Below are 24,097 nucleotides of genomic sequence, written 5' to 3' on the forward strand. Positions count from 1 at the left end.
TTTTAGAAGGGGCGAAGCGTCGTTTGCGCTGCTTCATGCGTATTTGGTCTTCATCACGAAGTGTTGGCGGGGTGTGTTCACCGGCGAGATCCTTCGCCGCTGTGAAGACTTCATGATCGAGGTGTGCGACAACTTCGGCGCTGCCCTGGTCGAATTCAACGGCGAGCACGATCATGTGCACCTGCTGGTCCGCTATCCGCCCGAAGTCGCCCTGTCGGTCCTGGTCGGGCTCCCTCAAGGGGCGTCTCGGCCCGGCTCCTGCGCAAAGAATTCGGCCCGCACGTCCGCCGATACCTGTGGAGTGGGCACTTCTGGTCCCCGTCCTACTTCGCCGCTTCCTGCGGCGGCGCCCCACTGTCGATCATCAAGGAGTACATCGAGAACCAGAAACGACCAGGCAGAGCTGCTCAGCAGGGCCGGCCGTCACGGCACCGCTCGGCCCTTGGCGGACCTCCCGCGCTGTCGTTTCCTCCCGGGCGTAAACAGTAAACGCCCGGGCTTCCACGCCAGATCACGCTGAACCGGTGAGCCCGCCCGCGCAGCTTGCCGCGGTGCACGCCCTATGCGATCCCGGCCACCACCCCACGCGTTGCTGCGCGCCGAGCTGACAGCGGCGGCAGTTGGGCACCCTTGACGAAAGACGAAGGCGGAGATCGTCACGACCAGCGGCCCGGACGGCAGCCAGGCGGCGTCGGTCCCGATCTCGCGGGCGAGGTAGCCTGTGACGTCGACTGGCGGCTCGGCGTGGCCGGTGACCTCCAGGTCCTCAAGCATCGCGGCTTCTTTGACGCTCCGGTGGCCCTTACCGGCGACCCGAACCGATTCGTGGCTCCTGGCGGCGTCTAGGCCGGGACGGGGGCGGTGTTTCGGATCATCTGCCGCAGGACCTTGAGCGTCGTGACGTAGTCGACGTCGTCGATGCCCTCGTGGATCTGGGCGCGGATCTCGGGGGCGTGCCGCTTCAGGTCAACGCGAGCCGCCTCGCCCGCGTCGGTGATCCACAGCCGATCGTCGGTGTCGCGGCTGAGCCAGCCGCGCTCCAGGAGGACTCCGGCCTCGGCCGGAAGTTCGTCCTCGGCCCTGAGATAGCTGCTCATGGCCTGCTGGAGTTCGGGGAGGGTCTTACCTTCGCCATTGGGTGACAGGTCGTTTTCGGACAGGTTGCGCAGCAGCCAGAACTGGGGCTGAGTGAAACCATGCGCGGCCTGTTGAGCCCTGGTGAAGGCGATGAGGGCCTCATAGGCCACGCCAGTCCAGTAGGCGGCGGGTTGTGCGGCAAGTTCGGTGTCTGAGATCTGCTGGTTCGTCACGCTCGGTCCCCGGTGTTGATTGCTGATGCGATCACCGTAGAACCTCAACAAAGGTCGAGGTCAAGCGACGGGCGCGGGCGGACAAGGACCCTGTTGCTCCGCCGCGGTTGTGCGCGGGTGTCGCCAGGGCCGCACCGGCCCGTCCTACGCGACGTGCCGGTCCGGCCCTGCGTCAGCCGGGATCCAGGCCCGGGGCAGCACCGTGCTTCTCCTCCGCCGAGACCGGCTTGCCGGGGTCGGGCGTTCGTGTCGTGGGGTGCGGTTCAGGCGTTCGCGCAGCCGTCGGTGATGCCGGTGGCCGGGCCGGGATCGGCGCTGGGAGTGGCCTTCGCCTGCTCCGCCGGGCGCTTCTTGGCCGGTGCCGACGGCTTCGCCGTGGGCGCGTCGGGCGGCGTGACCGAGCTGTGGATGGCCTTGGCGGTGACCGTACGGATCTTGGTCCAGTCGGGGTACCCCGTGTTGATCAACGGGGGCACGAACTGGAGGCTGGTCACGTCGGCCTCCTTGACCTTGAGCCCGAGCGGGACCAGATGTTCCAGCATGCTCCGCGGGATGTCGGTGCGCAGGAGTTCCTTGGTGGCCAGGGCGACCCGGTTGAAGCGGGCCAGCACCGTCGCCGGGTCGGCCTGGTCCAGCAGCGCGCCGAGCACGCAACGCTGGCGGCGCATCCGGGTGAAGTCATCGCTGAAGGTGCGCGAGCGGGCGAACCACATGGCGTCCGCGCCCTTGAGCTTGCGGGTGCCGGCCTTCACCAGGCCCTCGTTGTACTTGCCGAAGACCACGTCCTGGTCGACGGTGAGGGTGACCCCGCCGATGGCGTCGATGAGCCGGGCGAAGCCCCACATGTTGACCAGGGCATACCAGTCGATCTTCAGCCCGAGGGTGTACCCGATGGTCTCCTTGAGCGTCTGCGCGCCCTGGCCGGTACGTCCGCCGAAGACCTCGGGGTGGGCGTCGGCATACTCCCAGACGGCGAAGAGCAGGTCCTCCCGGCCGGCGCCGGCGGGGGTCGGGATCCGGAAGCCGTCGGGGAAACGCTTGTGCATGGGGGTGCCCGGCGGGAACCGCACGTTCTCCAGGTTGCGGGGGAGACTCACCAGCACCGTGTTGCCGGTCTTGACGTCGACGCTGGCCACGTTGATGCTGTCGGTCCGGACGCCCGGCCGGTGGTCGTCGGCGTCGCCGCCCAGCAGCAGGATGTTGACCCGGCTGCGCCCGGCCCACGCGTCCTCCGGCCGGGCCGGGCCCCGGGGGTCGGGCGCCGTGTCGAAGACCTGGTCGAGGGTCCGCTGGGAGATCATGACGTACTGCGCCACCAGCGCGAAGGGCACCATCACCGCCACCGCCAGCAGTCCGGCCACGACGCCCGCCGCGACCTGGCCGCCGGCCGGCAGGCTGCCCGGCCGCAGGATGACGAAGGAGTGCACGACCATGACGAACCACGCCAGGCCGATGACCATGGAGACGACCGTGATCGTGGTCAGCCAGGACGACGAGGTCAGCTGCCCGAGCAACTGGGCGTCGGCGGTGAGGGCCAGGACGGCCGCCGTGAGCAGCAGCGCCGCGTAGATCCCGAGCAGGGTGTAGCCGGTCCGCCGCCACCCGGCCCGCAGGTGGGCGGCTCCGGGTGCGAACGCGGCGAGGATCGTCCAGCCGACGACGAGTGTTGTGGATCTGTCTCGCACGCCTGCCCCGTTCCCCTCGCTTTGCCGTGCCGTACCCGGCGTCGAGGAGGGATCGTAGACCGGCGTCCCTGGCGGATGGGCGACAGATGTGTGAACATCCCGGGAACGCAAATCATCACATCCTGGGCTTAATCGGATCTCATGGCCTGTGCCGAGATCGGCGGTGTGTGGTCTCTACCACATTGAACCCCGAGCCATCGCATAATCCCGTGATCTACGTGCCACCCGGCGAGTTGATCGGGTCGCCGGCGTACGGATGCGGATGAACCGGTCACCGGTTAGCGTGACAGCCATGCGCGATCTCCTCGGCCCCGACTACGAGGCGACCGTCCTCCCGATGGGACGCGACGACGAGGGCGAGGTGGTCGCCACACTGGTGCGCCGCCGGGCGCCCGAACCGTCGCGACGGGCCGTCCTCTACGTCCACGGCTTCACCGACTACTTCTTCCAGACCCACCTCGCCGACCACTTCACCGGCCAGGGCATCGACTTCTACGCCCTGGACCTGCGCAAGTACGGCCGGTCCCTGCTCCCGCACCAGACCCCGGCCCTGGTCCGCAGCCTCACCGACTACTTCCCCGAGATCGACGAGGCCGTCCGCGTCATCCGCGAGGTCGACGGCAACCGGACCCTCACCCTCAACGGCCACTCGACCGGCGGGCTGATCGCCGCCCTGTGGGCCGACCGGGTCCGCGGCAGCGGCAAGGTGCAGGGGCTGGTCCTCAACAGCCCGTTCCTCGACCTGAACGTGCCCACGTTCATGCGCGCCGTCGCCGACCTCATCAAGGGCCCCCTCTCCCGGGCGCCCGCGCGCGCCGTACTCCCCATGGGCGTGGCCACGGCGTACGGCACGAGCCTGCACCGCACCCACAACGGCGAATGGGACTACGACCTGACGTGGAAGCCGCTCATCGGGTTCCCCGTGCACGCGGTGTGGCTCGCCGCCGTCCGGCGCGCCCAGCGGCGGCTGCACGCCGGGCTCCAGGTGGACGTGCCCGTGCTGGTCCTCTGCGCGGACAAGGGACTGCGGATGCGCGACTTCGCCCCCGAGGCGCACGGCGCGGACATCGTGCTCGACCCCGACCACATGGCGCGCTGGGCCACCAGGATCGGCGGTCACGTCACCTGCGTGCGGGTGCCCGGCGGCATCCACGACCTGGTGCTGTCCGCCGAGCCGGTACGCAAGCAGGTGTTCGCCGAGATGGACCGCTGGATGCGCTGCTACCAGGGGAACGAGAACAGCCCGTAGTAGGCGGCGAAGGCGAGGAGCAGGCCCGTGCCGCCCAGCACGCCGGCGATGGCCACGTGCTGCCAGCGGCTCGGCTGCCAGCCCTCGCGCAGCCCGGACACCACCGCGGCCACCGCGGTGACCTCCTGGAACAGGATCAGCACCGCCAGCACCCTGACGACCAGCCAGCCGGCCAGCACGGCGGGCCACGCGCCCGCCTGGTGGATCGAGAACAGCACCAGCAGCGTGATGAACGCCACCACCGAGAGCAGCAGCCCGAGCCCGGTCCAGGCCATCCGGCGCAGCCTGCGCCTGATCGGCGGCCACAGGCGGGCGTTGGTCTCGGCCGGGGTGGTCCGCCCGCGCAGCCGTACGACCAGCTCCGCGACCGGGCCCGCCACGTAACCGACGGCGGCCAGGCACAGCGCCAGCCCGAGCACGGTGCCCCCGGCGTACCACGGCGCGACGGGGACGTCACTGGCCTGGAAGCGCTGCACCGGCGTCGCCCCGGCCATCCGCACGCCGTCTGCGGGCTGCCCCGACTTCGGAAGCCCGTAGATCCAGTTGGCCAGCGTCTCCAGGTAACCCGGTGCGTACCGGCCGCCGCCGCCGTGGACGCGCATCGCGTGGTCCGCGCCGCCGAGGAAGCGGATGGTGTAGTCGTCGTTGCCGCCCGCCGCGAGCGAGGTCATGAGCGTCTGGGTGCTCTCGACGAACGGGATCGAGGGATCCATGGTGCCGTACAGCGAGAGGACCGGCTGGGTGACCTTCTTCAGCGGCGGCACCGGATCGTGGCGCAGGAAGTCGAAATCGACCACCCCCATCGCGCGGGCCAGCAGGTCGCGTACGCCGACCGGCGCGTACAGCCGCAGGAGCTGCTCGTTGAGCGCCCACGCGACCTGCCGCATCGGCGAGACGTTGGGCGCCGACACCATCACCGCGAAGCCGATCTCCTTGCTCGCCTGCGCCGCGATCGGGACCACCCAGGTGCCCTCGCTGACCCCCCACAGGCCGATCCTGCTGTGGTCGACGTCAGGCCGCTTGCCCAGATGCCGGACCATGCGCAGCGCGTCGTCGGCGAGCAGCGCGAAGTCGCGGCTGCGGAAGGAGTAGCCGACGGTCCGCTTGTCCCAGGACAACGTCATGATGCCCGCCTTGGCCAGCCACTCGGCCTGGGCGGCGAACTCCGATCCCGCGCTCGACCCCGAGCCCTGCACGAACACCATCGCGGGATGAGGTCCCGGCCGCAGCGGCACCCAGATGGTGGCCAGCAGGTCGGTGCCCTTCGCCGGGATGCTGACCGTCTCGATGCTGATCGGGCCGGTGACCGGCACCTGAGCGATCTCGGCGGTCGGCTGGGCGGGCAGCGCGGTGAACGCCTTGTCGGGTTTCAGCGGCGGCGGATCGAAGGACGGGGGCAGCGCATAACCCACGGCCGCGAGGACGACCAGCACCAATCCGCCGGCAACGCCCAGCGCGCCACGCCCAGTCCGCATCCGAACCGCTCCCCGCAACGCCTGACTCCGTGACGGCTCAATGTCGTTAATGTTCCCTACGATCTTCCAGCGTACTCTCGCGCGCGGACGCGCGTAGCCGTTGTAGCCACGGGGAAACGAATGTGAGACTTCGTTGCCGGAGCGGCCGAAATTGTCGCTGGGACCTGTTAGCTTCCTGCGAATGCGGGTGCTGCACACCTCCGACTGGCATCTCGGCCGGTCCTTCCACCGCGAGAGCCTTCTCGCGGCCCAGGCGGCGTTCGTCGACCACCTGGTGGAGACCGTCACCGAGCAGCGGGTCGACGTCGTGGCCGTCTCCGGCGACGTCTACGACCGGGCCCTCCCGCCGGTCGACGCCGTGGCGTTGTGCAACGAGGCGCTGACCCGGCTGGTCGACGCCGGGGCCAGGGTGATGCTGATCAGCGGCAACCACGACTCCGCCCGGCGGCTGGGATTCGGCGCGGGGCTGATCGACGCGGGCGGCGTCCACCTGCGTACGGACCCCGCGTCGGTGGCGGCCCCCGTGATCGTCGGTGACGTCGCGTTCTACGGCATCCCCTACCTGGAGCCGGAGCTGGTGCGCGGCCCGTGGGAGCTGGCGGAGCGCAGCCACACCGCCGCCGTCGCCCACGCGATGTCGCTGATCAGGGCCGACCTGCCGCGTCGCGGCGGCCGCTCGGTGGTGCTCGCCCACGCGTTCGTGACCGGCGGGCAGGCCAGCGACAGCGAGCGCGACATCAGCGTCGGCGGGGTCGCCCACGTGCCGCTGTCGGTGTTCGACGGGGTCGACTACGTCGCGCTCGGCCACCTCCACGGCCGTCAGCGCATGAGCGAGAGCGTCCGCTACTCCGGATCGCCGCTCGCCTACTCATTCTCCGAGGCCGGCCACCTCAAGGGCTCGTGGCTGGTCGGCCTCGGACCATCCGGGCTGGATGGGGCCGAGTTCGTGCCCGCGCCCGTACCGCGCCCCGTGGCCAGGATTCGCGGGCCGATCGAGGGGCTGCTGGCGGCGCCGGAGCACGCACGTCATGAGGATCACTGGCTGCAGGTCGTGCTGACCGACCCGGTCCGCCCCAAGGGCGCGATGGACCGGCTCAGGCAGCGCTTCCCGCACACGCTGTCGCTCGGCTTCGAGCCGGAGGGCGGGGCGCGGGAGCCGGTCGCGCGGCCCAGGCTCGCCGGGCGGCCGGAGATCGACGTGGCGCTCGACTTCGTCCGCGAGGTGCGCGGCGAGGCCGCCGACGACGCCGAGCGGCGGCTGTTCGAACAGGCCGTCGAGGCGTGCAGGCTCAAGGAGGCGACGGCGTAGATGCGTCTGCACCGTCTCACGCTGACCGCCTTCGGGTCCTTTCCCGGCGAGGAGACCGTCGACTTCGACGCCCTCGGCGAGGCCGGCCTGTTCCTCATCCACGGACCCACGGGCGCGGGCAAGACCACCGTGCTCGACGCCGTCTGCTACGCCCTCTACGGCCATGTGCCCGGCCAGCGTGACAACGCCAGGCGCCTGCGTTGCGACCACGCCCCCGCCGGCACCGGCCCCCGCGTGGTGCTCGACGTCACCGTCCGGGGCCGCCGCCTCCGGCTCACCCGTTCCCCCGTCTGGCAGCGTCCCAAGCGCAGGGGAGAGGGCCTGATCGAGGAGAAGGCCAAGGTCTGGGCCGAGGAGCTCACCCCATCGGGCGACTGGACGACCCTCTCCACCCGCGCCGACGAGACCGGCGATCTCGTCGGCGGCCTGCTGGGAATGAACGCCGACCAGTTCTGCCAGGTCGCGATGCTCCCACAGGGTGATTTCGCCAGATTTCTCCGTGCTGACGGCGATGAGCGCCGCGCCCTGCTCGAACGCCTCTTCGCCGTGAAGATCTTCAGCCAGATGGAGCGCTGGCTGGCCGACCACCGCACCCAGACCTGGCGCGAACAGCAGGAGCTCCGCCAGGCCGTCGACTCGGTGGCCGACCGCATCCGCGGCGCCGCCGGCCTCCCCGACCCCGCCCTCGACGCCACGGGCCGTGACGCCCTCGACGGCACGGTCCCTGCCGCCTCCGGTCATGCCGACGCGGTCCGCGCTCCCATCGCCCCGGACGGTGCGATCCCGGCCGCCTCCGCGGGCTCCGCCCTGGTTCCCGCGCAGGTCGCCCCCGATGGCGCGTTCCGCGGCGGCGCTGTCCCTGACGTGTCGGCACGTGAAGATCCGGCTGCCTGGGCCCGCGCGGTGCTGGCCGCCGCCGACGAGACCCTCGCCGAGGCGAGCGAGTCCGGTACGGCGAGCGAGATCGTCCTCAAGGCCGCCCGTGCGCGGCTCGAAGACGGACGTGTCCTCGCCGCCCGCCGGCACCGCCACACCGAGGCGCTCGCTCGCAGGTCCGCCCTCGACCGGACCGCCGAGGAGCGCGCCGACCTCGAAGCCCTCCTCGACGAGTCCTTCCGCGCCGGCCGCGTCGTCCCGTTCGTCCAACGTGCCGAACACCGCGCGGAGACCGCGGCGAAAGCACGCCGTCTCGCCGCCGACGCACTTTCCCGAGCCATTCCACTGCTTCCTCCGTCAGTCTCCCCAGCGGTCACCGCCGTTCCCGGCTCGCAGCAGGACGAAGGGCGGGGCCACTCGCCGGCGGGGCTCGTGGCGGGGGAGACCGGGCCCGAGGAGCTCGCCGTACTCGAACGTGGGCGCCTGGACGAGATCGCCCGCCTCGACGGGTTACGCGCGGAGGAGGAACGCTGGTCGGTGCTGCGGGGTGAGCTCGCGCAGGCCGAGGCGTCCGTGGATGAGCTGGTCTCGCGCGAGGCCGTGGTGGCCGGAAGCCTGGCGCTGCTGCCCGGGCGGCGGGGGGAGGCCGAGCGACGATGGGAGGCCGCGCGCCGGGCCGCAGCCGGCATACCCGCAGCCGGCGCGGCCCGCGACACCGCGTCCAGGGTCCTGGTGGCGGTCCGCCGCCGCGACCGTCTCGCCGCCGACCTCGCCGCCGCCGGTGATGATCTCGCGGAGGCTCTCGCCGTCGCTCTGCCCGGAGCGGAGGGCGGTCTCGCCGCTGGTGGCGATCTCGCAAACACCCACGTCCTGTCCGGGGCGGGAGACGGTCTCGCCGCCGCCGGTGACGACCTCGCCCAGATCCTCGCCTTTCCCGGAGCGGACGGCCACGGATCGACGGCAGGGGCGGTGCGCGAGCATCTGACAGGGCTGGAGCGGGCCGTCCGGGACGACCTGGCGGCCCTCGCGCCGTTGCGCGCCGACGAGGAACGAGCCGATGACCTGCGCGTCCGGCTCGCCGGGGTGGAGACCGAGCTGGCGGATTTCGCCGATCGGGAGGTCGCCGCGCGAGCCGCCGTCGCCGAACTGCCCACCCGGCTGACCGAGCTGGGTGAGCGGCTCGGGGCGTTGCGCGCGCAGACGTCGGCGCTGCCGGCCGTGCAGAGCGCCTGCCAGGCGGCTCACCGGCTGCTGGAGACGGCCGAGCTGCGCGACTCCCTGACCGCCGAGCTCGCCGAGGCGGAACAGGCCCGCGTGGCGGCGACCGATCTGGCCCAGGAACTGCGCGACCGTTTCCTCGAGGCCCGCCAGGCGCGGATCGACGGGATGGCGGGCGAGCTGGCCGGCGGCCTGGTCCCGGGGGAACCGTGCGTGGTCTGCGGCTCCGGCGATCACCCCGCGCCCGCCGCTCCGACGACCGTGTCCGTGGCCGACGACGAGGCGGCGGCCGAGGCGCGCTACCTGTCGGCTCAGGACGACCGGCAGTCCGCCGAGAGCCGGTCGGCGGCCCTCGCCGCCCGGCTCCAGGACGCCGCGGCCACCGCGGGGAACACCACGCGGGAGGCGGCGCGGACCGCCGCCACCTCCGCCGAGAACGAGCTCGTACGGCTGGCCGCGCTCGACGACCTGGCCACCGGCCTGGCCGACGAGGCGACCCGCGCCGAGCACGCCCTGGGGGAGGCCCGGGAGCGGGCGGCCGAGGTCGACCGGGCGCTCGCCGAGATCGCCGCCCGCCGATTCGAGGTGCGGTCCGAGCTCGACCGTCTCACCCGCCGCCTCGAAGCGGCCCGTGGCGACGACCCCACCGTTCAGGACCGCCGTGACCGGCTCACCACCGAGTCCGCCCACCTCGCCACCGCCATCACCGCCGCCACCCGCCTGGCCGAAACCGCCGCCGCCCACGAGGAGGCCCGCGCCGCCGTACCTCTGCTCGCGGCGCGGTCGCCGCTCCCGGGCTCGGATGCGCAGGAGCAGACCGAGGCCGGTGCCGCCGGGGTGCTGGCGGAGGCCGAGGAGATGCTCGCCGGGCTTCGGGAGGCCGCGGCGGGTGAGGAGGAGGCCGGGGCCGAGGTGGCGCGGCTGGCCGGGGAGATCGCCGAGCTGGAGCGGGAGAGCCGGGAGATCGACCGGGAGCTGGCGGCGAGCCGTACGCACCGGGACCAGGCCGGGGCCGAGGCCGAGCGGCTCAGGCGACGGCTCGACGCGGCCAGGGGCGAGGACCGCACGCTGACCGCGCGTCTGGAGCGGCTGGCCGACGAGGCCGCGTTGCTGCGCGAGGCCGCCGAGACCGCCGGGCTCGCCAGGACGGCCGCCGCGGAGGCCGAGAGCACCACCGCGGAGGCGGCGGAGGCCGCGATCGACGCCGGGTTCGGCAGCGCCGGTGAGGCCCAGGCCGCCGCCCGTCCGGCGGAGGAGCGCGCGGCCATGACCGAGCGGCTCCGGGCGCTCGACGCCGAGGCCGCCGCGGTCGCGGGCCTGCTGGCCGACCCCGAGCTCGTCGCCGCGGCGGCGGAGCCGGAACCCGACCTCCCCGCGCTGATCGAGGAGCACGAGACGGCCGAGGGCCTGCACGCCGGCCGTACGTCCCTGCGCGACCAGGCGCTGCACCGCCGCGGGCAGCTCGCCGAGCTGGTGGCCGAACTCGACCGGCGGCAGGCGGAATGGCTACCGGCCGAGGAGCGCCATGGGGTGGCCAGGCAGCTGGCCGAGCTCGCCGGCGGCACCTCCGCGGACAACGCGCTGGACATACGGCTCTCCTCCTACGTGCTCGGTGAACGGCTGCGGCAGGTCGTCGACGCGGCCAACGAGCGGCTCGACCACATGTCCGGCGGGCGTTACCTCCTGGAGTACGACATCAGGAAGACCGCCGGCAGCCGCAAGCGATCCGGCGGCGGGCTCGGCCTGCGCGTGCTCGACGGCTGGACCGGCGTCGACCGCGACCCCGCCACGCTGTCCGGCGGTGAGAGCTTCGTGACCTCCCTGGCCCTCGCCCTCGGCCTGGCCGACGTGGTGACCGCCGAGGCGGGCGGCGCCGAGATCGGCACCCTCTTCGTCGACGAGGGCTTCGGCACCCTCGACGAGGACACCCTCGACGACGTCCTCGACATCCTCGACGACCTACGTGACGGCGGCCGGGCCGTCGGCATCGTCAGCCACGTCGCCGAACTCCGCACCCGCATCCCGGCCCAGCTCTCCATCACCAAACACCGCTCCGGCTCCACCCTCTCCATCCGCGTCTGACCGCGTTCGCCTCCGTAGGCTGACGGCCGGGCTCAGACTCTCCCTACCTTGCTGATGGACCACCGGCATCGCCAACGCCCGCACCGCAGGGACCAACTGGCGAATCCAGACACACGGCCCGTCTGCCGTGCCTCGACATGAATACTTTCCGTGTTTGCATGGCGACGGTATGCTTATGCTTGTATCTCCGTCACGGACTCGACGTGTGAAGTCACGTATGGTCACTTCTCCGCATGTGGTGCCACACTGGGAGATGTGGAGAGTGAGGATGACATGAGCGCGCAACCAGAGGCTCCGCCGCTGCCGCCTCCGGTGTCCTTGTTCCCGAACATCTCAGGGCCCTACACGATCGAGGACTGGCTGGCGTTCCCCGAGACCCGGGAACGCGTCGAATTCATCGATGGGAGCTTTTGGGTGAGCACGGCCCCTGCTCTGGCGCATGCCATCTGTGCCCACCGGCTGGCGGCTCTGCTGCTGGCCTCCGCGCCGCCCGATATGGAAGTCGTCGAGGCGGCCAACATGCGCGTCGGGGATGAGGGATTCATTCCAGACATCGTTGTTGGATGGTCCGATGTGATGCTCTCGGATGCCGCAGTGCTGGACGTGGGCGATGTGGTCATGACCGTCGAGATCGTCAGCCCGAGCAACCGCAAACGTGATTACATCATCAAGCCCGCCTCCTACGCCGCCGCCGGGGTGCCGGTGTTCATGCGGGTCGAGCTGCATGGCGACGGCGTCATGCCGTACGTGGAGGTGTTCGCGGCCAAGGAGGGCCGGCCGATGCCGATCGCGTCCGCTCGGGCAGGCCAGATCCTGTCGCTGACCGAGCCGTACGAGATCAGCTTCGACCCGGCGGCACTGGTGGGTCCGCGCCAAACCACCGGTTGATTTCCGGGTTCCGGATGAATGCGGTCTCTCGCGGCCGTCAGATGGCAGCAACGTCGGGGATGGGCGAGATCCGCTCGTGGCTTGAGCGGATGCGTTCACCGGGTCCCGGTTCCTCCGAGTGCCGCGAGGGTGAGAGCTTCCCGGCATCGATCGGCGGCCGTGGCGTGCCGGATGCGTTCACCCGGTGCTGATTCCCTTCCCGCCGCGACCGGCGGGAAGACGCGCTTCCCCGGGCCGATTGGCGGGAAGACGCGCTTTCCCCCGGCCGATCGGTGGGGGAAAGCAAGTGAACGTACGTGGGCCTAGTTGCCGGGAGGCGGATCAGCGGGCGGGGAGGGATCGTGGCCGGTCCGGGTGACGTATTCGGTCAGTTCCCTGACGCGGTCGGCGTGCGCGTCGTGGCCGACGATCACGGGAGGCTCGTTGTAGGGCATGGCGTCGGAGGATCGGCGGAGTTTGATGTACTGGCCGCAGGCGTCGATCGCATAGGGCTCCATGTCGTCCTGGAGCGCGCCGATCACGGTGATGCCGTACGTCTCGCCGATGCGCCTGAACAGGGCGACCGCCTCGCGGCGGTGCTCCTTGCCGAGGTTGCGGCCGAGCTCGTCGAGCACCAGGCACAGATGGCCGCCGCCGGAGGACGCGATCGCGGCGGCGCACACCAGTTTGACCGCCTTCTCGTCCATCAGCGCGGTGTTGGCGCGGCGGTTGTACGGGACGTAGCCCTGGCCCTCGCCGCGCCGCCACTTGGGGACGACCTTCCACGCCCACCGCTGCTCGGGATCGGCCGGGGCGGCGGGGACGGGGAACTCCAGGGTGGCGCCGTAACCGCCGTAGGCCAGGTCGAGTTTCTCGAACTCCTCGGCGACGCGGGTGAGCCGTGACTGGATCGCCGCGGTCAGCGCCGCCCGGTGCACCGCCGTGGACTGCGCGGCCTCCTCGGCTCCCTTGTCGGCGGCGGACAGGTCGCGTTGCCGGGTGGCGACCTGCGACTCGATCTGCCGGCGCTGGTGCCGCTCGTAGTCTTCCTGGCCACGCAGGTAGGAGGCGAGCGCGGCGCACACCCCGGGGAAGGTGGCCTGCTCGCGTGCCGTACGGCCGGCGCCTGACTCGGTGCGTTCGCGGATGAGGTAGCGCAGTTCCTCGGGCATCTCCTCGTCGTCACCGGGGAAGGTGTCGCGCAACGCCCGGTCCAGGTGCCGCTCCGCCGTACGCCACCACTCCTCGGCGGTGAGCGGACGCTCCGCCTCCGGCAGGGCCGCTATCCACCCGCGGGCGTCGGCGGCGGCCTCGTCCCGGCCCCCTTCTCCGGCGGCGTCGGGTTTCGCGGTGGCGATCGCCTGGCCGCCCCACTCGGTGGCGAGCGACTCCAGGGCGAGGGCCTGACGGTCGGCGGTGACGCGGGCCTCCTGGGCGCGGGCGTCGTCGCGGTCGCGTTCGTGTCTCGCGCGGCGGTCCTCCAGCCGTTCGATCTCCATGTCGCGGGTCCGGGCACGGAAGTCGAGGGCCGCCGCACGCCGCTCGGCCTCGGTGACCCTGGGCGTGAGTTCGGCCAGCGCGCCGGCCAGCTCGGCCAGCCTCTCCCGCCGCCCCGTCAGCCGGCGTTCGACGTCGGCGAGCTGCACGGCCGCCTTCGCCCCCTCCAGCCGCCTGGCGGCCTCGGCCACGCCCTCCTCGGCCTCGCGCACCACGTCCGCCGCTTCGTCCTGGGTGTCCCGTGCCCGGTTGAGCCGCTGCTCGGCCGCCTTGATCCGGGCCTCCCGCCCGGTCGCCACCGCCTCGAAGGAGCCGATCACCGTGACACCGGCCGAACTGACCAGCACCGATCCGGGAAGCCCGGCCAGCGACTCGGCCGCCGTCTCCAGCGCGCCGGCGTCGACGATCACCGCGTGCTCATGCGGCCACCCGCGCAACCCGCCCGCGGCGTGATCGCGGGCCTGTTCGGCCACGTCGACCGCGTCGAGCAGGCCGGCGGCCGGCACACCGGCCGCCGCCAGGGCGTCGAGCTGGGCGGCGGCGGGACCGCCCTCGGCGTCGGCGAGTGCCGCCGCGGCGCCCTCCGCCTCGCGGTCGGCGACGCCCAGCGCCTTGAGCGCCATGGTGAGCCGCTGCCTCGCCTCGGCCAGTTCGCGCTCGGCGGCAGGGACCTCCCGGCCGTCGGCGAACCGCCTGACCTCCTCCAGCCCCGGAATCCGGCCGCGCAGCTCATCGGCGGAGTTCTCCGCCACGGCGCGGTCGGCCTCCAGCCTGGCGATCCGCGACTGTGACTCGACGTGCTCCCGGCGAGCGTCGGCGAGCCCCCGGTCGAGCGTGTCGTCCTTCAGCGTCGAGATCTCCGCCTTCACCACCGCGATCGCCTCGGCCGCGGCGCGGGTGGACGCCTGGTGCCTGGCCAGGTCGGCGGCGAATGCGGCGTCACGGCCCGCTGCGTCGACGAGCCTGCGGGCCAGCCGCCCCCGCCAGCAGCGCAGCGCGTCGGCCAGCCGTACCCTCGCCTGGTCGCGGCGGTCGAAGGTGGCCAGCAGCGCGTGGGACTCCGCCTCGAACTCCCGCAGCCGCTCGCCCGCCTGGGCAGCCCGCAGCCGTCTGGCGTGCTCGTCGCGTCTGGCCTCCCGCTCCTGGTCGAGCTCCGTGTCGAGCCCGGTGAGCGCGGCGACCGCCTCGAAGACCCGCTCGGGCGAGATCTCGTTGAGCGGCTGGGAGAGCAGATTGGTGGCCACCTTCGTCCGGACCGAGGTGGACAGGAAGGACACGCAGCGCACGCGGTCGCCGTAAAGGACCTTCGTCAGGTCGCGGGCCACCACGTCACGGCGGCCCGCCGAGCGCGGCAGCGTCAGCCACATCTCGTCGGCGCGAGCCACCCGCTCGGCCTCCGAGGGGGCGGCGGCGAGGTAGACGCCCTCGGTCCAGCGGATCTCCAGGTGCGGAGCCTCCTGATTGACCCGCAGCCACACCGTCACGGCCCGGCCCGGCGTGGTCTCGTCGAAGACGCCCACGATGTAGCCGTGGCTCGCGCTGGCCCACTGCCTGCCGCCCGCCCCGGCGGCCAGCTCGGCGTTGAACAGCAGCTCCGACACCGTCTTCGCGCCCGAGGCGAAACGCCACTGCTCGTCGCCGAGCAGGGCGGTGATCGCCGCGATGAACGACGACTTGCCCGCGCCGTTGGAGTCCTTCGGGCCCGCGCCGGCCACCACGATCAGTGTCCCGGGGACCGTCGGCACCGGGTGCGTGGACAACCGGGAGATGTTGACCGCCTGCACGGCGATCAGCACCCGGTCGCCGACGACGTTCTCGACCTGCGTCACGCCATGTCCCCCTGATCCCCCCGCAACTCTGACTCCACCCCTGCGCGGTCCACTTCTGCGCGGTCCGCGCTTGCCTGGTCCGCGCTTGCCTGGTCCGCGCTTGCCTGGTCCGCGCTTGCCTGGTCCGCATCTGCGCGGCCTGTTCCTGCCCGGTCCGCGATTTTCCGGTCCGGGCTTGCTTGGTCCGCGCTTGCTTGGTTCATGCTTGCTTGGTTCATGCTTGCTTGGTTCGCCCCTGCGCGGTCCGCGCTTGCCCGGTTCGCGCCTGTCTGGTTCGCGCTTGCTCGGTCGGCCGCTGCCTGATCTGCCCCTGACCGGGCCGCTGCCGTTCGGTCGGCCCTCGCCGGGGCCGCTGCTGGGCGGTCCGCTTCCGTCTGGGCCGCGCTCGGCCGGGCCGCGAGGTCGTGCGCGGATGGTTTCCGCCTCGCTCGTACGGCTTCCGCCAGCGGGGTGTGCGGGCCGGCGGCGAGGATCAGCTCCTCCTGGAGACGTCGCCGGCTCCGTGGCGTGAACCGGTGGAACTGCGGGCCCGGCACGTAGCCCCCTGTCTCCTCCCCGGCCTTGACCTGGACGAGCAGCCCGGCGTGCCGCAACGATCGCAACGCCGCCTCAAGCTCGCCGATCGCCAGTTGCGTGTGGCGGCGCAGCTCGTCCACGGGGGTCGGATGCGGTGAGAGCCAGGTGTCCTCGCCCAGCAGCCCTTCCGCCCGGGGGATGGCGACCGAGTGGACCAGGACCAGCACCAGCACCGCCCGCTCCGTCTCGCCCAGCGTGGTGCCCACCTCGGCGGCGGTGGCGTCGTCGTAGCCGGAGGTCCATCGTTCGCGGCTCTGGATCAGGGTGCGCCCGCGCTTGGCGAGCATGTCGGCGAGGCCGCGGCGGAGCGCCGGGTCGCGCAGCGCGGCGAACCGCGCCTCCTGAACCGGCTCCGCGGCGTGCTCCACGGCCATGAACGCCGCGACCAGCTCCGCCCGCCGCCGCTCGTCATAGACGCCGAGCAGCTCGTCGTCCCACCCTTCCTCGCTCACCGCCGTCCCGGCGGTGAAACCGGTAGCGGACGCGAGGACCGTGGAGGACTCGTCGGCTGCCGGGAGGTGACCGGCGTCGGGCGTGGTGGCCTGGAGCGGGTCGGGGTCGTCTGGTGACGTGTTTCCGGCGGCGGGGCCGTCCGGGTGCCCGATGAGGGCCACCGCGTGCTGGTCGGAGGGGGTTGTGGGATCCGGCGGCGGGTCGTCGACGGTGACGGATGGGAGGGGGCCGACGGTGATGGCGGCATCCGGTGCCGAGGTCTCGGGGGTCCGAATCTCAGGGTGGGAGCCGGGAGCCACGGGGAGGTGTCTCGGGGGAGTCGAAAACGGCAGGGTGAGGGTGGCGGGGGGTTCCGGGTCGGGGAGGCGGCGGACGAGCTCACGCAGGTGGGCGTGGGACTCGGCGGGCCAGGTGGCGCAGCGTGGGCCGAGACGGACGGTGGCGCCGGACAGGATGACCCAGGCCGAGTCGTGCAACCGGCGCAGCGCGCCGATCGCCCAGTTGCGCATCAGGTCGTCGTTGCGGCCGATCAGCGCGCGGTAGGCCGCGAGGACCAGGTCGAGAGGCGCGGGATCGCCCGGCCACGGGTCACCGGCGTGGTCACTCCAGCAGCACTTCAGGCATGCCGCGAGCACCCGCCGCGCTTCTCCGGACCGTTCCGCCGAAACCGGGTTGACCTGGTATTCCTCCAGCAGGGACGGGGTGACCCCGTCAGGCCACAGCGGCAGCGCCAGCCCGGTGCCGTCGCTGCGCGCCAGCCGTACCATGCCGGGCGGCGCGGCCACGCCGGCCGTCAGCGACAGCGGGCCCGTCGCCCGGACGGCGGCATGAGCCACCCGCGCCGTGTCGGTTCGGGCGGATACGGCCGAGGGCGGAGAGGCCGAGGACGGGGTGGCCGAGGACGGGGTGGCGGCGCGTGGCGCGGGGGAGAGGGGGGAGGTGGCGGGCTCAGCCGGCATGGCCGGTCCTCTCCAGGTGGCCGTGGGAGAGCCAGGTGGGCTCGGTCGTGGGAGCGGCGGTGAGTTCGTCGGACCAGCGGATCCGGTAGGGCAGCTCGGGGCGGAGGTCGGCGGCGGTCAGGTCGGCGAGGAGCCGCCGGGCGGAGACCCACTCGCCCGGATGCGCCAGCAACTCCTCCACGGGAACCGAGTCACGGCCGGCCAGGGCCTGCTCGGCGACGGCCGTGAGACGTTCGAGCGCGGTGGCGGCGTCGGCCTCGTGGGAAGACGCCGGGCCGGAGTCGGGCAGGTCGGAGCGGGGCGGGGTCGGCTGGACCGGGGCGGGACGCGGGCTCTCGTCGACGGCGCGGACGATCGCGGCGGGATCGTGCCACGGCGCGGGGGCGTCGAAGACGAAGCCGTCGAGCACCGCCGCGAGCCGCTCCTTGGGGGCGGTCTGGGCGAAGGTGCGCCAGGTCTCGGACGGCAGCAGGGTGAGGTTGCGCGTGGTGCCCGCCGAGTCGGCCAGGCGGCCGGCCGCGCGGCGGGAGGCGTCGCTGTAGGAGTAGATGGCCGCGCGGAGCTCGGTGCAGGTGCGGTCGAGCTCGGGCCAGCGGGTCAGGATCGTGCCGTGCAGGCTCTGCGCCCGCCGGGCGATCTCCTCGGTCCCCCACAGCTTCGGCGCCTGCTCCCGCAGCTCCTCGATGGTGCCGGTGCTGAGCGTGATGAGCTCGAGCGCCCACAGCCGGAACGCCCGCGCGAGGTTGTGGGCGCTCTGCCGCGCCTCCTCCATGGTGGTGCGCGGGTCGGCGACGTTGAGGTCTTCCAGTGCGAGCAGCCGGTGCATCTCGGACTGGCCGCCGTCGTCCATCATCCGGCGGACGAACATCAGGCCGACGACGCTGGTGAACGACGCCCGGTGGCGGAGCTGGTTGGGTTTGGGGAACACCTCGCGGATCGCGCCGAGGCTCTTGAGCACCCGCAGCCGGTTCTCGAACAGCGGGCCGGGGTAGGCGCGGCACGCGTGCCGCATCTGCTCGTGGGTCAGCCACTCCTCGCCGGCCTCGGCGAACGCCGCGAACAGCGTCTCGGCGATGTCGACGAGCGCCGGATCGTCCACGACCGCGCCGGAGTCTCTGGCGAGGGCCGCGAACATGCGCCGGTAGGTCGCCAGCACCGCCTCCTCGGTCAGCGCGGCGTCGAGGGTGATCTCGTGGTTCGTCTCGGGCACGCGCCCTACCGTAAGGCTTGCCGCCGACATTTCCTGACCACCTCAGCGGCCGGGCGGACGCGTGCCGTACGGAAAATGGGGTCTTGGTGGGTTAACTGCGGCCACCCTCGGCTGCACGCTAAGGTGACCCTCGGTAAAAGGGGGACATTTCAGGGCGCGTGGGGTGAATGACGGGTGAGAATCCCCAAGTTAAGGGGTGACCGTGCCACGGCTGTGATCGCGACGACAGTGGTCGGAGTGCTGGTCGTCGCCACGGCCGCCTTCGGCGTGGGCATCTCCAGCGCGCAACCCGCGACCGCCGACGTGGGCGCCTGGTCGTGGAGCAAGTCGCGCGGGACCGTCGTGCACGCCACTGGGCTGTCGGGCGCGGTCGACGGCCGGATCACCCGGACCGGCTCCAAGGGCAGGCAGCTCAAGGTCGTCGAGGACGGCTCGACGGTGCTGCTCCTCGACGAGGAGAGCGAGAGCGGCGAGACCAGCGACATCTGGAACCGCATCGAGTGGAACGGAGGGGTCGGCTATCTCAGCGACACGCTGATGGCGACCCCGAGAGGTGGCTTCCCGGCCGCCCCGCTGTTCCAGTGCGACGACTGAGGAGGGGCTCAGTGAGCAACCAAACACCGGAGAACGGCACGTCTCGCGAGACGTACGGGGAATCCACTGTCAGGGCCGGCGAGACCTCCGGCCCTGTCGACGCGCTGGGCTTCCCCACGAACGACCGCCCCAGCCCGCAGCCCCGGTACGGCGAGCAGAACGCGCCGGCCACGGGCTACGACGCCCAGGCCCAGACGGGGGCGTACCCGGTGCCCGTCCCGCCCGGTGGGAGCGCCGGCCAGCCCGGTTACGACTCATCGGGACCGAACGGCTACGACACCGCGAACCTGGGCAAGTACGAGGCCCGGCCGGGCGGTGACGGCGGCTACCGTGACCAGAACGTCTCGTACGGCATCCCCGGCTACCCGGCCGGCGACTCCCCCCGTTCCGACCCGCCACCCCCGTCCGACCGGTACGGCACGCCCGACCAGACCCGCCCTCCGGCCCCCGGTCCCTACGGTTCGCCCGAGCAGTCGCCCACACCCGACCGCTACGGCACGCCCGAGCAGTCGTCCGCCCCCGACCGTTACGGCTCGCCGGACCAGCCGTCCACACCCGACCGTTACGGCCCGGCCGACCAGGCCCGGCCGCCCTCGGCGGACCGGTATCCGACGGACGGCCAGCAGGACTCCGCCGACCGCTACGCCGCCGATCCGGCCCGCCAGCGGTCCACCGGCGCGTTCGCCGCCGACTCCGCACAGCCGCCCGCCGCCGGCGGGTACGACCTGGCCTCCGGCACCTATCCCGCCGCCGACGGCAGCGGCCGCCGTACCCCCGCCCCGCCCGCACAAGCCGCCCCGCCCGCCGGCGCCCCGTCGTACGGCCAGGGACAGCCCGGCCAGTACGGCGACGCCCCGTCGTACCAGGGACAGCCGCAGAGCCCCGAGAGCTACCGCTCCCAGCCCGACCCCGGCTACGGCAAGGACGCGGCGCCGCACAGCCCGCCGTCCTACGGCGTCGACCCCGCCGCCGGCGGTACCCCGTCCTACGGCGTCGACCCCACGGCCGGCGGCTCCCCGTCCTACGGCGTCGACCCCGCCGCCGGCGGTACCCCGTCCTACGGCGTCGACCCCGCCGCCGGCGGTACCCCGTCCTACGGCGTCGACCCCACGGCCGGCGGCTCCCCGTCCTACGGCGGCGAGTCCAAGAGCTACGGCGGCGACCCCGCCGCCTCCTACGGGATTCCCTCCGACACCTCCTACACCTCGCAGCCGAGCCCTTACGGCGCCGACTCCTACGGCTCCGCCGGGAACGCCGACCCGCAGCAGTACCGCACGCCGGCCGCTCCGCCGCCGCCGGCGCAGGGTGAGGTGGCGGCGCTGGCGGAGCAGTTCGCGCAGCGGTTCAACCTGCTGGCGGAGAACATCGAGCGGGTGATCAAGGGCAAGCGGGAGGCCGTGGAGCTGGCCCTGGTGTGCCTGTTCTCGGAGGGTCACCTGCTGATCGAGGACGTCCCGGGCACCGGGAAGACCACGCTCGCCCGGTCGATCGCGGCGAGTGTGGACGCCCAGTGGCGGCGGATCCAGTTCACTCCCGACCTGCTCCCCTCCGACATCACCGGTGTCTCGATCTTCAACCAGACGACGCAGAAGTTCGAGTTCCACCAGGGGCCGGTCTTCGCCAACATCGTGCTCGGCGACGAGATCAACCGTGCCTCGCCGAAGACCCAGTCGGCGCTGCTGGAGGTCATGGAGGAGCGCCGGGTCACCGTCGACTCCGAGGCGCACTCCGTGCCCAGGCCGTTCCTGGTGGTCGCCACGCAGAACCCGGTCGACATGGACGGCACCTATCCGCTGCCCGAGGCGCAGCTCGACCGGTTCCTGATGCGGATCTCGGTCGGCTACCCGGACCACGCGGCGGAGGTCGAGGTGCTCAAGGGCATGCCGACGGGGCCGCAGGTCGAGCGGCTGCCGATGGTGGCCAGGGCCTCGGACGTCGCGGGGATGATCGACTTCGCGACGCGCATCCACGTGGCGGATCCCATCTACGACTACGTGGTCGGCCTGGTCACGCAGACCCGCACCTCGCCGGAGGTCAGGCTCGGCGCCAGCCCGCGTGCCAGCCTGGCCCTGGTCAGGGCCGCCAAGGTGCGGGCCGCGGCGGCCGGACGGCACTTCGTCGTGCCCGAGGACATCAAGGCGCTCGCCGTGGCCGTGCTCGCGCACCGCCTCGTCCTCACCCCCGAGGCGGAGCTGCGCGAGCGCACCGCGGAGGCGCTGGTTGGCGAGATCCTGGCGGGAATACCGGTGCCCCAGGCGCTCGCCGGGGTGTAACCGGATGCCGACGCCACTCGGTTAGGGGACGACGGCGGGCTCGGCACTGCTCTACACGGCGGGTTTCGCGCTGGGCTATCCGGAGCTCGCCGTCCTGGGCTGCGGGGGAGCGCTGGCCCTCGCCGTCGCGCTGCTGTGGACGGCGCCGAGGGTGCGACTCGACGTGCACAGGGAGATCACGCCGCTGCTCCCTGGTCTGGGCGGCGGCCCTGCGCCGGGGCGGAGATCAGATCACATCTCCGGCCGTTGGCTGATATTTCGAACTTTGCGGGATTCTCTCTGGATGAGGTGACCCCGCTCGACGCGGACGAGGCATGGCGTCGCAGTGATGCCGTCCGTGCCATCGTCGCCCGCCGTACTCCCGCGCTGCGCCGCCCCCGTCGCCGGCTGCACGCGCGCACCCTCCTGGGGGCAGGCGGATACGGCAGAAGGACAACGCGGGCTGACGGCTGATCGCCGTCGCGTTGGTGGCGGTCTCGGGGGCGTGTGTGACTTCGATGCCAGACAGGTACTGCCGTTACCTGGAACGGCAGTGACTCCCGCTGGTCGGTAAAACAACGTTTGCTGGAGTTGGACCGGCAGCAAGGGGCCGGCCCTTACCGGACGCTCAGCGTCTGGGTAGGGGAGTTTCGATGTGATTTCAGCTGGAGCGATATGCGCGCGACATTCATTTACGGGGCCGGTGACGTGCGGATCGAGCAGATCCCCGACCCGGTGCTCCAGGAGCCGACCGACGCGCTGGTGCGGGTCGTCCGCTCCTGTGTGTGCGGTTCGGACCTGCATCCGTACCACACCCTGCCCGCCACCTCCGAGGGCAGCCCGATAGGCCACGAGTTCGTCGGCGTGGTCGAGGACGTCGGCTCCGAGGTCGTCACGCTGCGCCGCGGTGACTTCGTGATCGCCCCGTTCGCCTGGTCGGACGGCACCTGCGAGTTCTGCAGGGAGGGCCTGCAGACCTCCTGCCTGCACGGCGGATTCTGGGCCGTGGACGGGGTCGGCGGAGGCCAGGCCGAAGCCGTACGCGTCCCCTTGGCCGACGGGACCCTGGTCAAGGCACCCGTGGCCGAGGACTCGGCGCTGCTGCCAGGGCTGCTGACCCTGTCGGATGTGTACGGGACGGGGTACCACGCGGCCAAACGCGCAGACGTGGGTCCGGGCGACACCGTCGCTGTGATCGGCGACGGGGCGGTGGGCTTGCTGGCCGTGCTGTCGGCCAAGCAGCTCGGCGCCGAGCAGATCGTCCTGATGGGCCGCCACAAGGCCCGCACCGACCTGGGGCGGGAGTTCGGCGCCACCGACGTGGTCGCCGCACGCGGCGAGGAGGGCATCGCCGAGGTCCGTGAGCTCACCGGCGGGTACGGCGCCGCCAAGGTCGTGGAGGCGGTCGGGCACATGCCTGCCTACGAGCAGGCCGTCGGCATCGTCCGTCCCGGTGGTGTGATCTCCCGGGTCGGGGTGCCGCAGTACGACGACGCGCCGGTCGGGTTCGCCAGCCTTTTCGGGCCGAACATCACCCTGACCGGCGGCCCCGCTCCCGTCCGCGCCTACATCGAGGAACTGTTGCCGGGAGTGCTGGAGGGCGCCGTGCAGCCGGGCAAGGTCTTCGACCGCACCATGGATCTCGACGAGGTTCCCGATGCCTACCGCGCCATGGACCGGCGTACGGCGCTCAAGGTCCTCATCCGGCCCTGACCCCGCCCTGGGGGACGGACATCACCGGAATGCCGGCCGTACCCCGCGAGTGCGTCGCGGACCGAGAGCCGGACTGAACCGGCCGCGTCCACCTGGTGGCGAGCCCGCGCGCGACACACGGGCCCGCCGGGTGGGTCAGCTCACAGCCTCTGCCAGAGCGCCGGGACGTTCGGCGGCTCCCAGCCGCTGATCGCGGTGTGGGGCTGGAGGCAACGGTAGGTCGCGCCGCCGTAGGTGACCTGGCTGCCCGACTGGTAAGCGGTGCCGGCGGCCCAGGTGCCACCCGGTGCCGGCGGGTCGGTCGGGGTCGGGGTGGGGGTGGGAGTCGGGCCGGGGTTGCCGCCTCCGCCGCCGACCTGCAGGTCGACGCAGGAGTAGAAGGCCATGGCGGTGTCCGCGATGTTCCAGATCGCCAGTACCTTCTGCGGGCCGGTCCTGCCGCCCAGGCTCACGTTGTGCGTGACCGTGGCTCCGGGTTGCCTGCCTCCGTCGTTGAACAACGCGATCCGGGTGCCGCCGATGTAGTACTCCCACGTGCTGGTGGCGTGGCGGGCGGTCAGCACCCAGTTGAAGGTGACCGAGTTGCCGACGCTGGCCCTCGGCCACGCCCTGCTCTCGTCGTTGAGCTGGGCGAACCGCCCGACGCCACCGTGGCAGTTCCGCTGGCCCTTGGGCCCTTCCACGCTCTGCGGCTCGTAGATGATGTCGCCGCAGTTCGCGACCCGGCCCTGTGCGCAGTTCGCCTGCCGGCTCGGCGGGGAGGAGATGTAGCCGTGGGCCATGGCCGGCGACGCGATGAACACCGAGGCCCCGATGGCGAGTATCGCCAACGAGAGGAACGTGATCGTTCTTCGCATGGGTGACTCCTTTTGCTGGGGGTCACTCAAATATAAAAGAAAGTTTCCTAACAGTAAATCCCTCTGGTCATCATAATTCGGGTCCG

The 24,097-nt window shown here is 72.2% G+C and carries 14 protein-coding genes and 1 pseudogene; 8 read left to right on the forward strand and 7 right to left on the reverse strand.

The window, feature by feature from the left end; genetic code table 11:
- Window positions 1–28: 28 nt before the first annotated feature.
- A pseudogene (tnpA, locus tag MBA17_RS12985) lies at window positions 29–396 on the forward strand (IS200/IS605 family transposase); the annotation flags it as partial.
- A 446-nt stretch (window positions 397–842) separates the two neighbouring features.
- Here tnpA and MBA17_RS12990 read toward each other — a convergent pair.
- Both MBA17_RS12990 and MBA17_RS12995 read right to left on the reverse strand, forming a co-directional pair.
- Entirely contained in the window at window positions 843–1,310 is a 468-nt protein-coding gene (locus MBA17_RS12990) for a MarR family winged helix-turn-helix transcriptional regulator (protein ID WP_238496660.1), read from the reverse strand.
- Window positions 1,311–1,573: 263 nt separating this feature from the next.
- The gene (locus tag MBA17_RS12995; protein WP_238496661.1) at window positions 1,574–2,995 is read right to left on the reverse strand and encodes an LCP family protein; all 1,422 of its coding nucleotides are present in this window, start codon (window positions 2,993–2,995) and stop codon (window positions 1,574–1,576) included.
- A gap of 292 nt (window positions 2,996–3,287) precedes the next feature.
- Between MBA17_RS12995 and MBA17_RS13000 the strand changes: the two genes are divergently transcribed.
- Window positions 3,288–4,244, forward strand: coding sequence for an alpha/beta hydrolase (locus MBA17_RS13000; protein WP_238496662.1), 957 nt, complete (start codon window positions 3,288–3,290; stop codon window positions 4,242–4,244).
- Here the strand turns inward: MBA17_RS13000 and MBA17_RS13005 are convergent.
- Window positions 4,217–5,719: an alpha/beta hydrolase family protein gene (locus MBA17_RS13005; protein ID WP_238496663.1), complete on the reverse strand. Its 1,503-nt coding sequence runs from the start codon at window positions 5,717–5,719 to the stop codon at window positions 4,217–4,219. The two genes, MBA17_RS13000 and MBA17_RS13005, sit on opposite strands and share 28 nt — an antisense overlap.
- A gap of 181 nt (window positions 5,720–5,900) precedes the next feature.
- On the opposite strand from MBA17_RS13005, the gene MBA17_RS13010 reads away from it, so the two are divergent.
- From MBA17_RS13010 to MBA17_RS13030, 3 genes are all read left to right on the forward strand, one after another.
- The gene (locus MBA17_RS13010) at window positions 5,901–7,028 is read left to right on the forward strand and encodes an exonuclease SbcCD subunit D (protein WP_238496664.1); all 1,128 of its coding nucleotides are present in this window, start codon (window positions 5,901–5,903) and stop codon (window positions 7,026–7,028) included.
- Window positions 7,029–11,204 carry an AAA family ATPase gene (locus MBA17_RS49405; RefSeq protein WP_274385288.1) on the forward strand — a complete coding sequence of 1,392 codons (4,176 nt, stop codon included), beginning with the start codon at window positions 7,029–7,031 and terminating at the stop codon, window positions 11,202–11,204.
- A gap of 255 nt (window positions 11,205–11,459) precedes the next feature.
- Window positions 11,460–12,092, forward strand: coding sequence for a Uma2 family endonuclease (locus MBA17_RS13030; protein WP_238496665.1), 633 nt, complete (start codon window positions 11,460–11,462; stop codon window positions 12,090–12,092).
- A 302-nt stretch (window positions 12,093–12,394) separates the two neighbouring features.
- On the opposite strand, the gene MBA17_RS13035 is transcribed toward MBA17_RS13030, so the two are convergent.
- The 3 genes from MBA17_RS13035 to MBA17_RS13045 are packed head-to-tail and all read right to left on the reverse strand — an operon-like array spanning window position 12,395 to window position 18,595.
- Window positions 12,395–15,397 (reverse strand): coiled-coil domain-containing protein, encoded by a 3,003-nt coding sequence (locus MBA17_RS13035; RefSeq protein WP_238496666.1) that lies wholly within the window; start codon window positions 15,395–15,397, stop codon window positions 12,395–12,397.
- On the reverse strand, window positions 15,394–17,385 hold the full coding sequence (locus MBA17_RS13040) for a hypothetical protein (protein ID WP_238496667.1): 1,992 nt from the start codon (window positions 17,383–17,385) through the stop codon (window positions 15,394–15,396). The genes MBA17_RS13035 and MBA17_RS13040 overlap by 4 nt, the downstream gene beginning before the upstream one ends.
- Entirely contained in the window at window positions 17,375–18,595 is a 1,221-nt protein-coding gene (locus MBA17_RS13045; RefSeq protein WP_238496668.1) for a hypothetical protein, read from the reverse strand. Before MBA17_RS13045 ends, MBA17_RS13040 begins: the two co-directional genes overlap by 11 nt.
- A 213-nt stretch (window positions 18,596–18,808) precedes the next feature.
- On the opposite strand from MBA17_RS13045, the gene MBA17_RS13050 reads away from it, so the two are divergent.
- From MBA17_RS13050 to MBA17_RS13060, 3 genes are all read left to right on the forward strand, one after another.
- Window positions 18,809–19,189, forward strand: coding sequence for a hypothetical protein (locus MBA17_RS13050; RefSeq protein ID WP_238496669.1), 381 nt, complete (start codon window positions 18,809–18,811; stop codon window positions 19,187–19,189).
- Between the two features lie 1,310 nt (window positions 19,190–20,499).
- The gene (locus MBA17_RS49410; protein WP_455432758.1) at window positions 20,500–21,462 is read left to right on the forward strand and encodes an AAA family ATPase; all 963 of its coding nucleotides are present in this window, start codon (window positions 20,500–20,502) and stop codon (window positions 21,460–21,462) included.
- 654 nt (window positions 21,463–22,116) lie between these two features.
- Window positions 22,117–23,154, forward strand: a complete 1,038-nt coding sequence (locus MBA17_RS13060) for a zinc-dependent alcohol dehydrogenase family protein (RefSeq protein ID WP_238496671.1) — start codon at window positions 22,117–22,119, stop codon at window positions 23,152–23,154.
- A gap of 140 nt (window positions 23,155–23,294) precedes the next feature.
- Here the strand turns inward: MBA17_RS13060 and MBA17_RS13065 are convergent, their stop codons facing one another.
- Window positions 23,295–24,011, reverse strand: a complete 717-nt coding sequence (locus MBA17_RS13065) for a lytic polysaccharide monooxygenase (protein ID WP_238496672.1) — start codon at window positions 24,009–24,011, stop codon at window positions 23,295–23,297.
- Window positions 24,012–24,097: the final 86 nt, after the last annotated feature.

This window comes from Dolomitihabitans soli, from assembly GCF_022213955.1.
GTDB classification, from domain to species: Bacteria; Actinomycetota; Actinomycetes; order Streptosporangiales; family Streptosporangiaceae; genus Streptosporangium_A; species Streptosporangium_A soli.

Excerpts from the sequence above, each read along its gene's own strand:
- MBA17_RS13000 (WP_238496662.1), top strand. The coding sequence starts at position 3,288 with ATGCGCGATCTCCTCGGCCCCGACTACGAGGCGACCGTCCTCCCGATG.
- MBA17_RS13005 (WP_238496663.1), bottom strand. The coding sequence starts at position 5,719 with ATGCGGACTGGGCGTGGCGCGCTGGGCGTTGCCGGCGGATTGGTGCTG.
- MBA17_RS13010 (WP_238496664.1), top strand. The coding sequence starts at position 5,901 with ATGCGGGTGCTGCACACCTCCGACTGGCATCTCGGCCGGTCCTTCCAC.
- MBA17_RS49405 (WP_274385288.1), top strand. The coding sequence starts at position 7,029 with ATGCGTCTGCACCGTCTCACGCTGACCGCCTTCGGGTCCTTTCCCGGC.
- MBA17_RS13040 (WP_238496667.1), bottom strand. The coding sequence starts at position 17,385 with ATGCCGGCTGAGCCCGCCACCTCCCCCCTCTCCCCCGCGCCACGCGCC.
- MBA17_RS13060 (WP_238496671.1), top strand. The coding sequence starts at position 22,117 with ATGCGCGCGACATTCATTTACGGGGCCGGTGACGTGCGGATCGAGCAG.
- MBA17_RS13065 (WP_238496672.1), bottom strand. The coding sequence starts at position 24,011 with ATGCGAAGAACGATCACGTTCCTCTCGTTGGCGATACTCGCCATCGGG.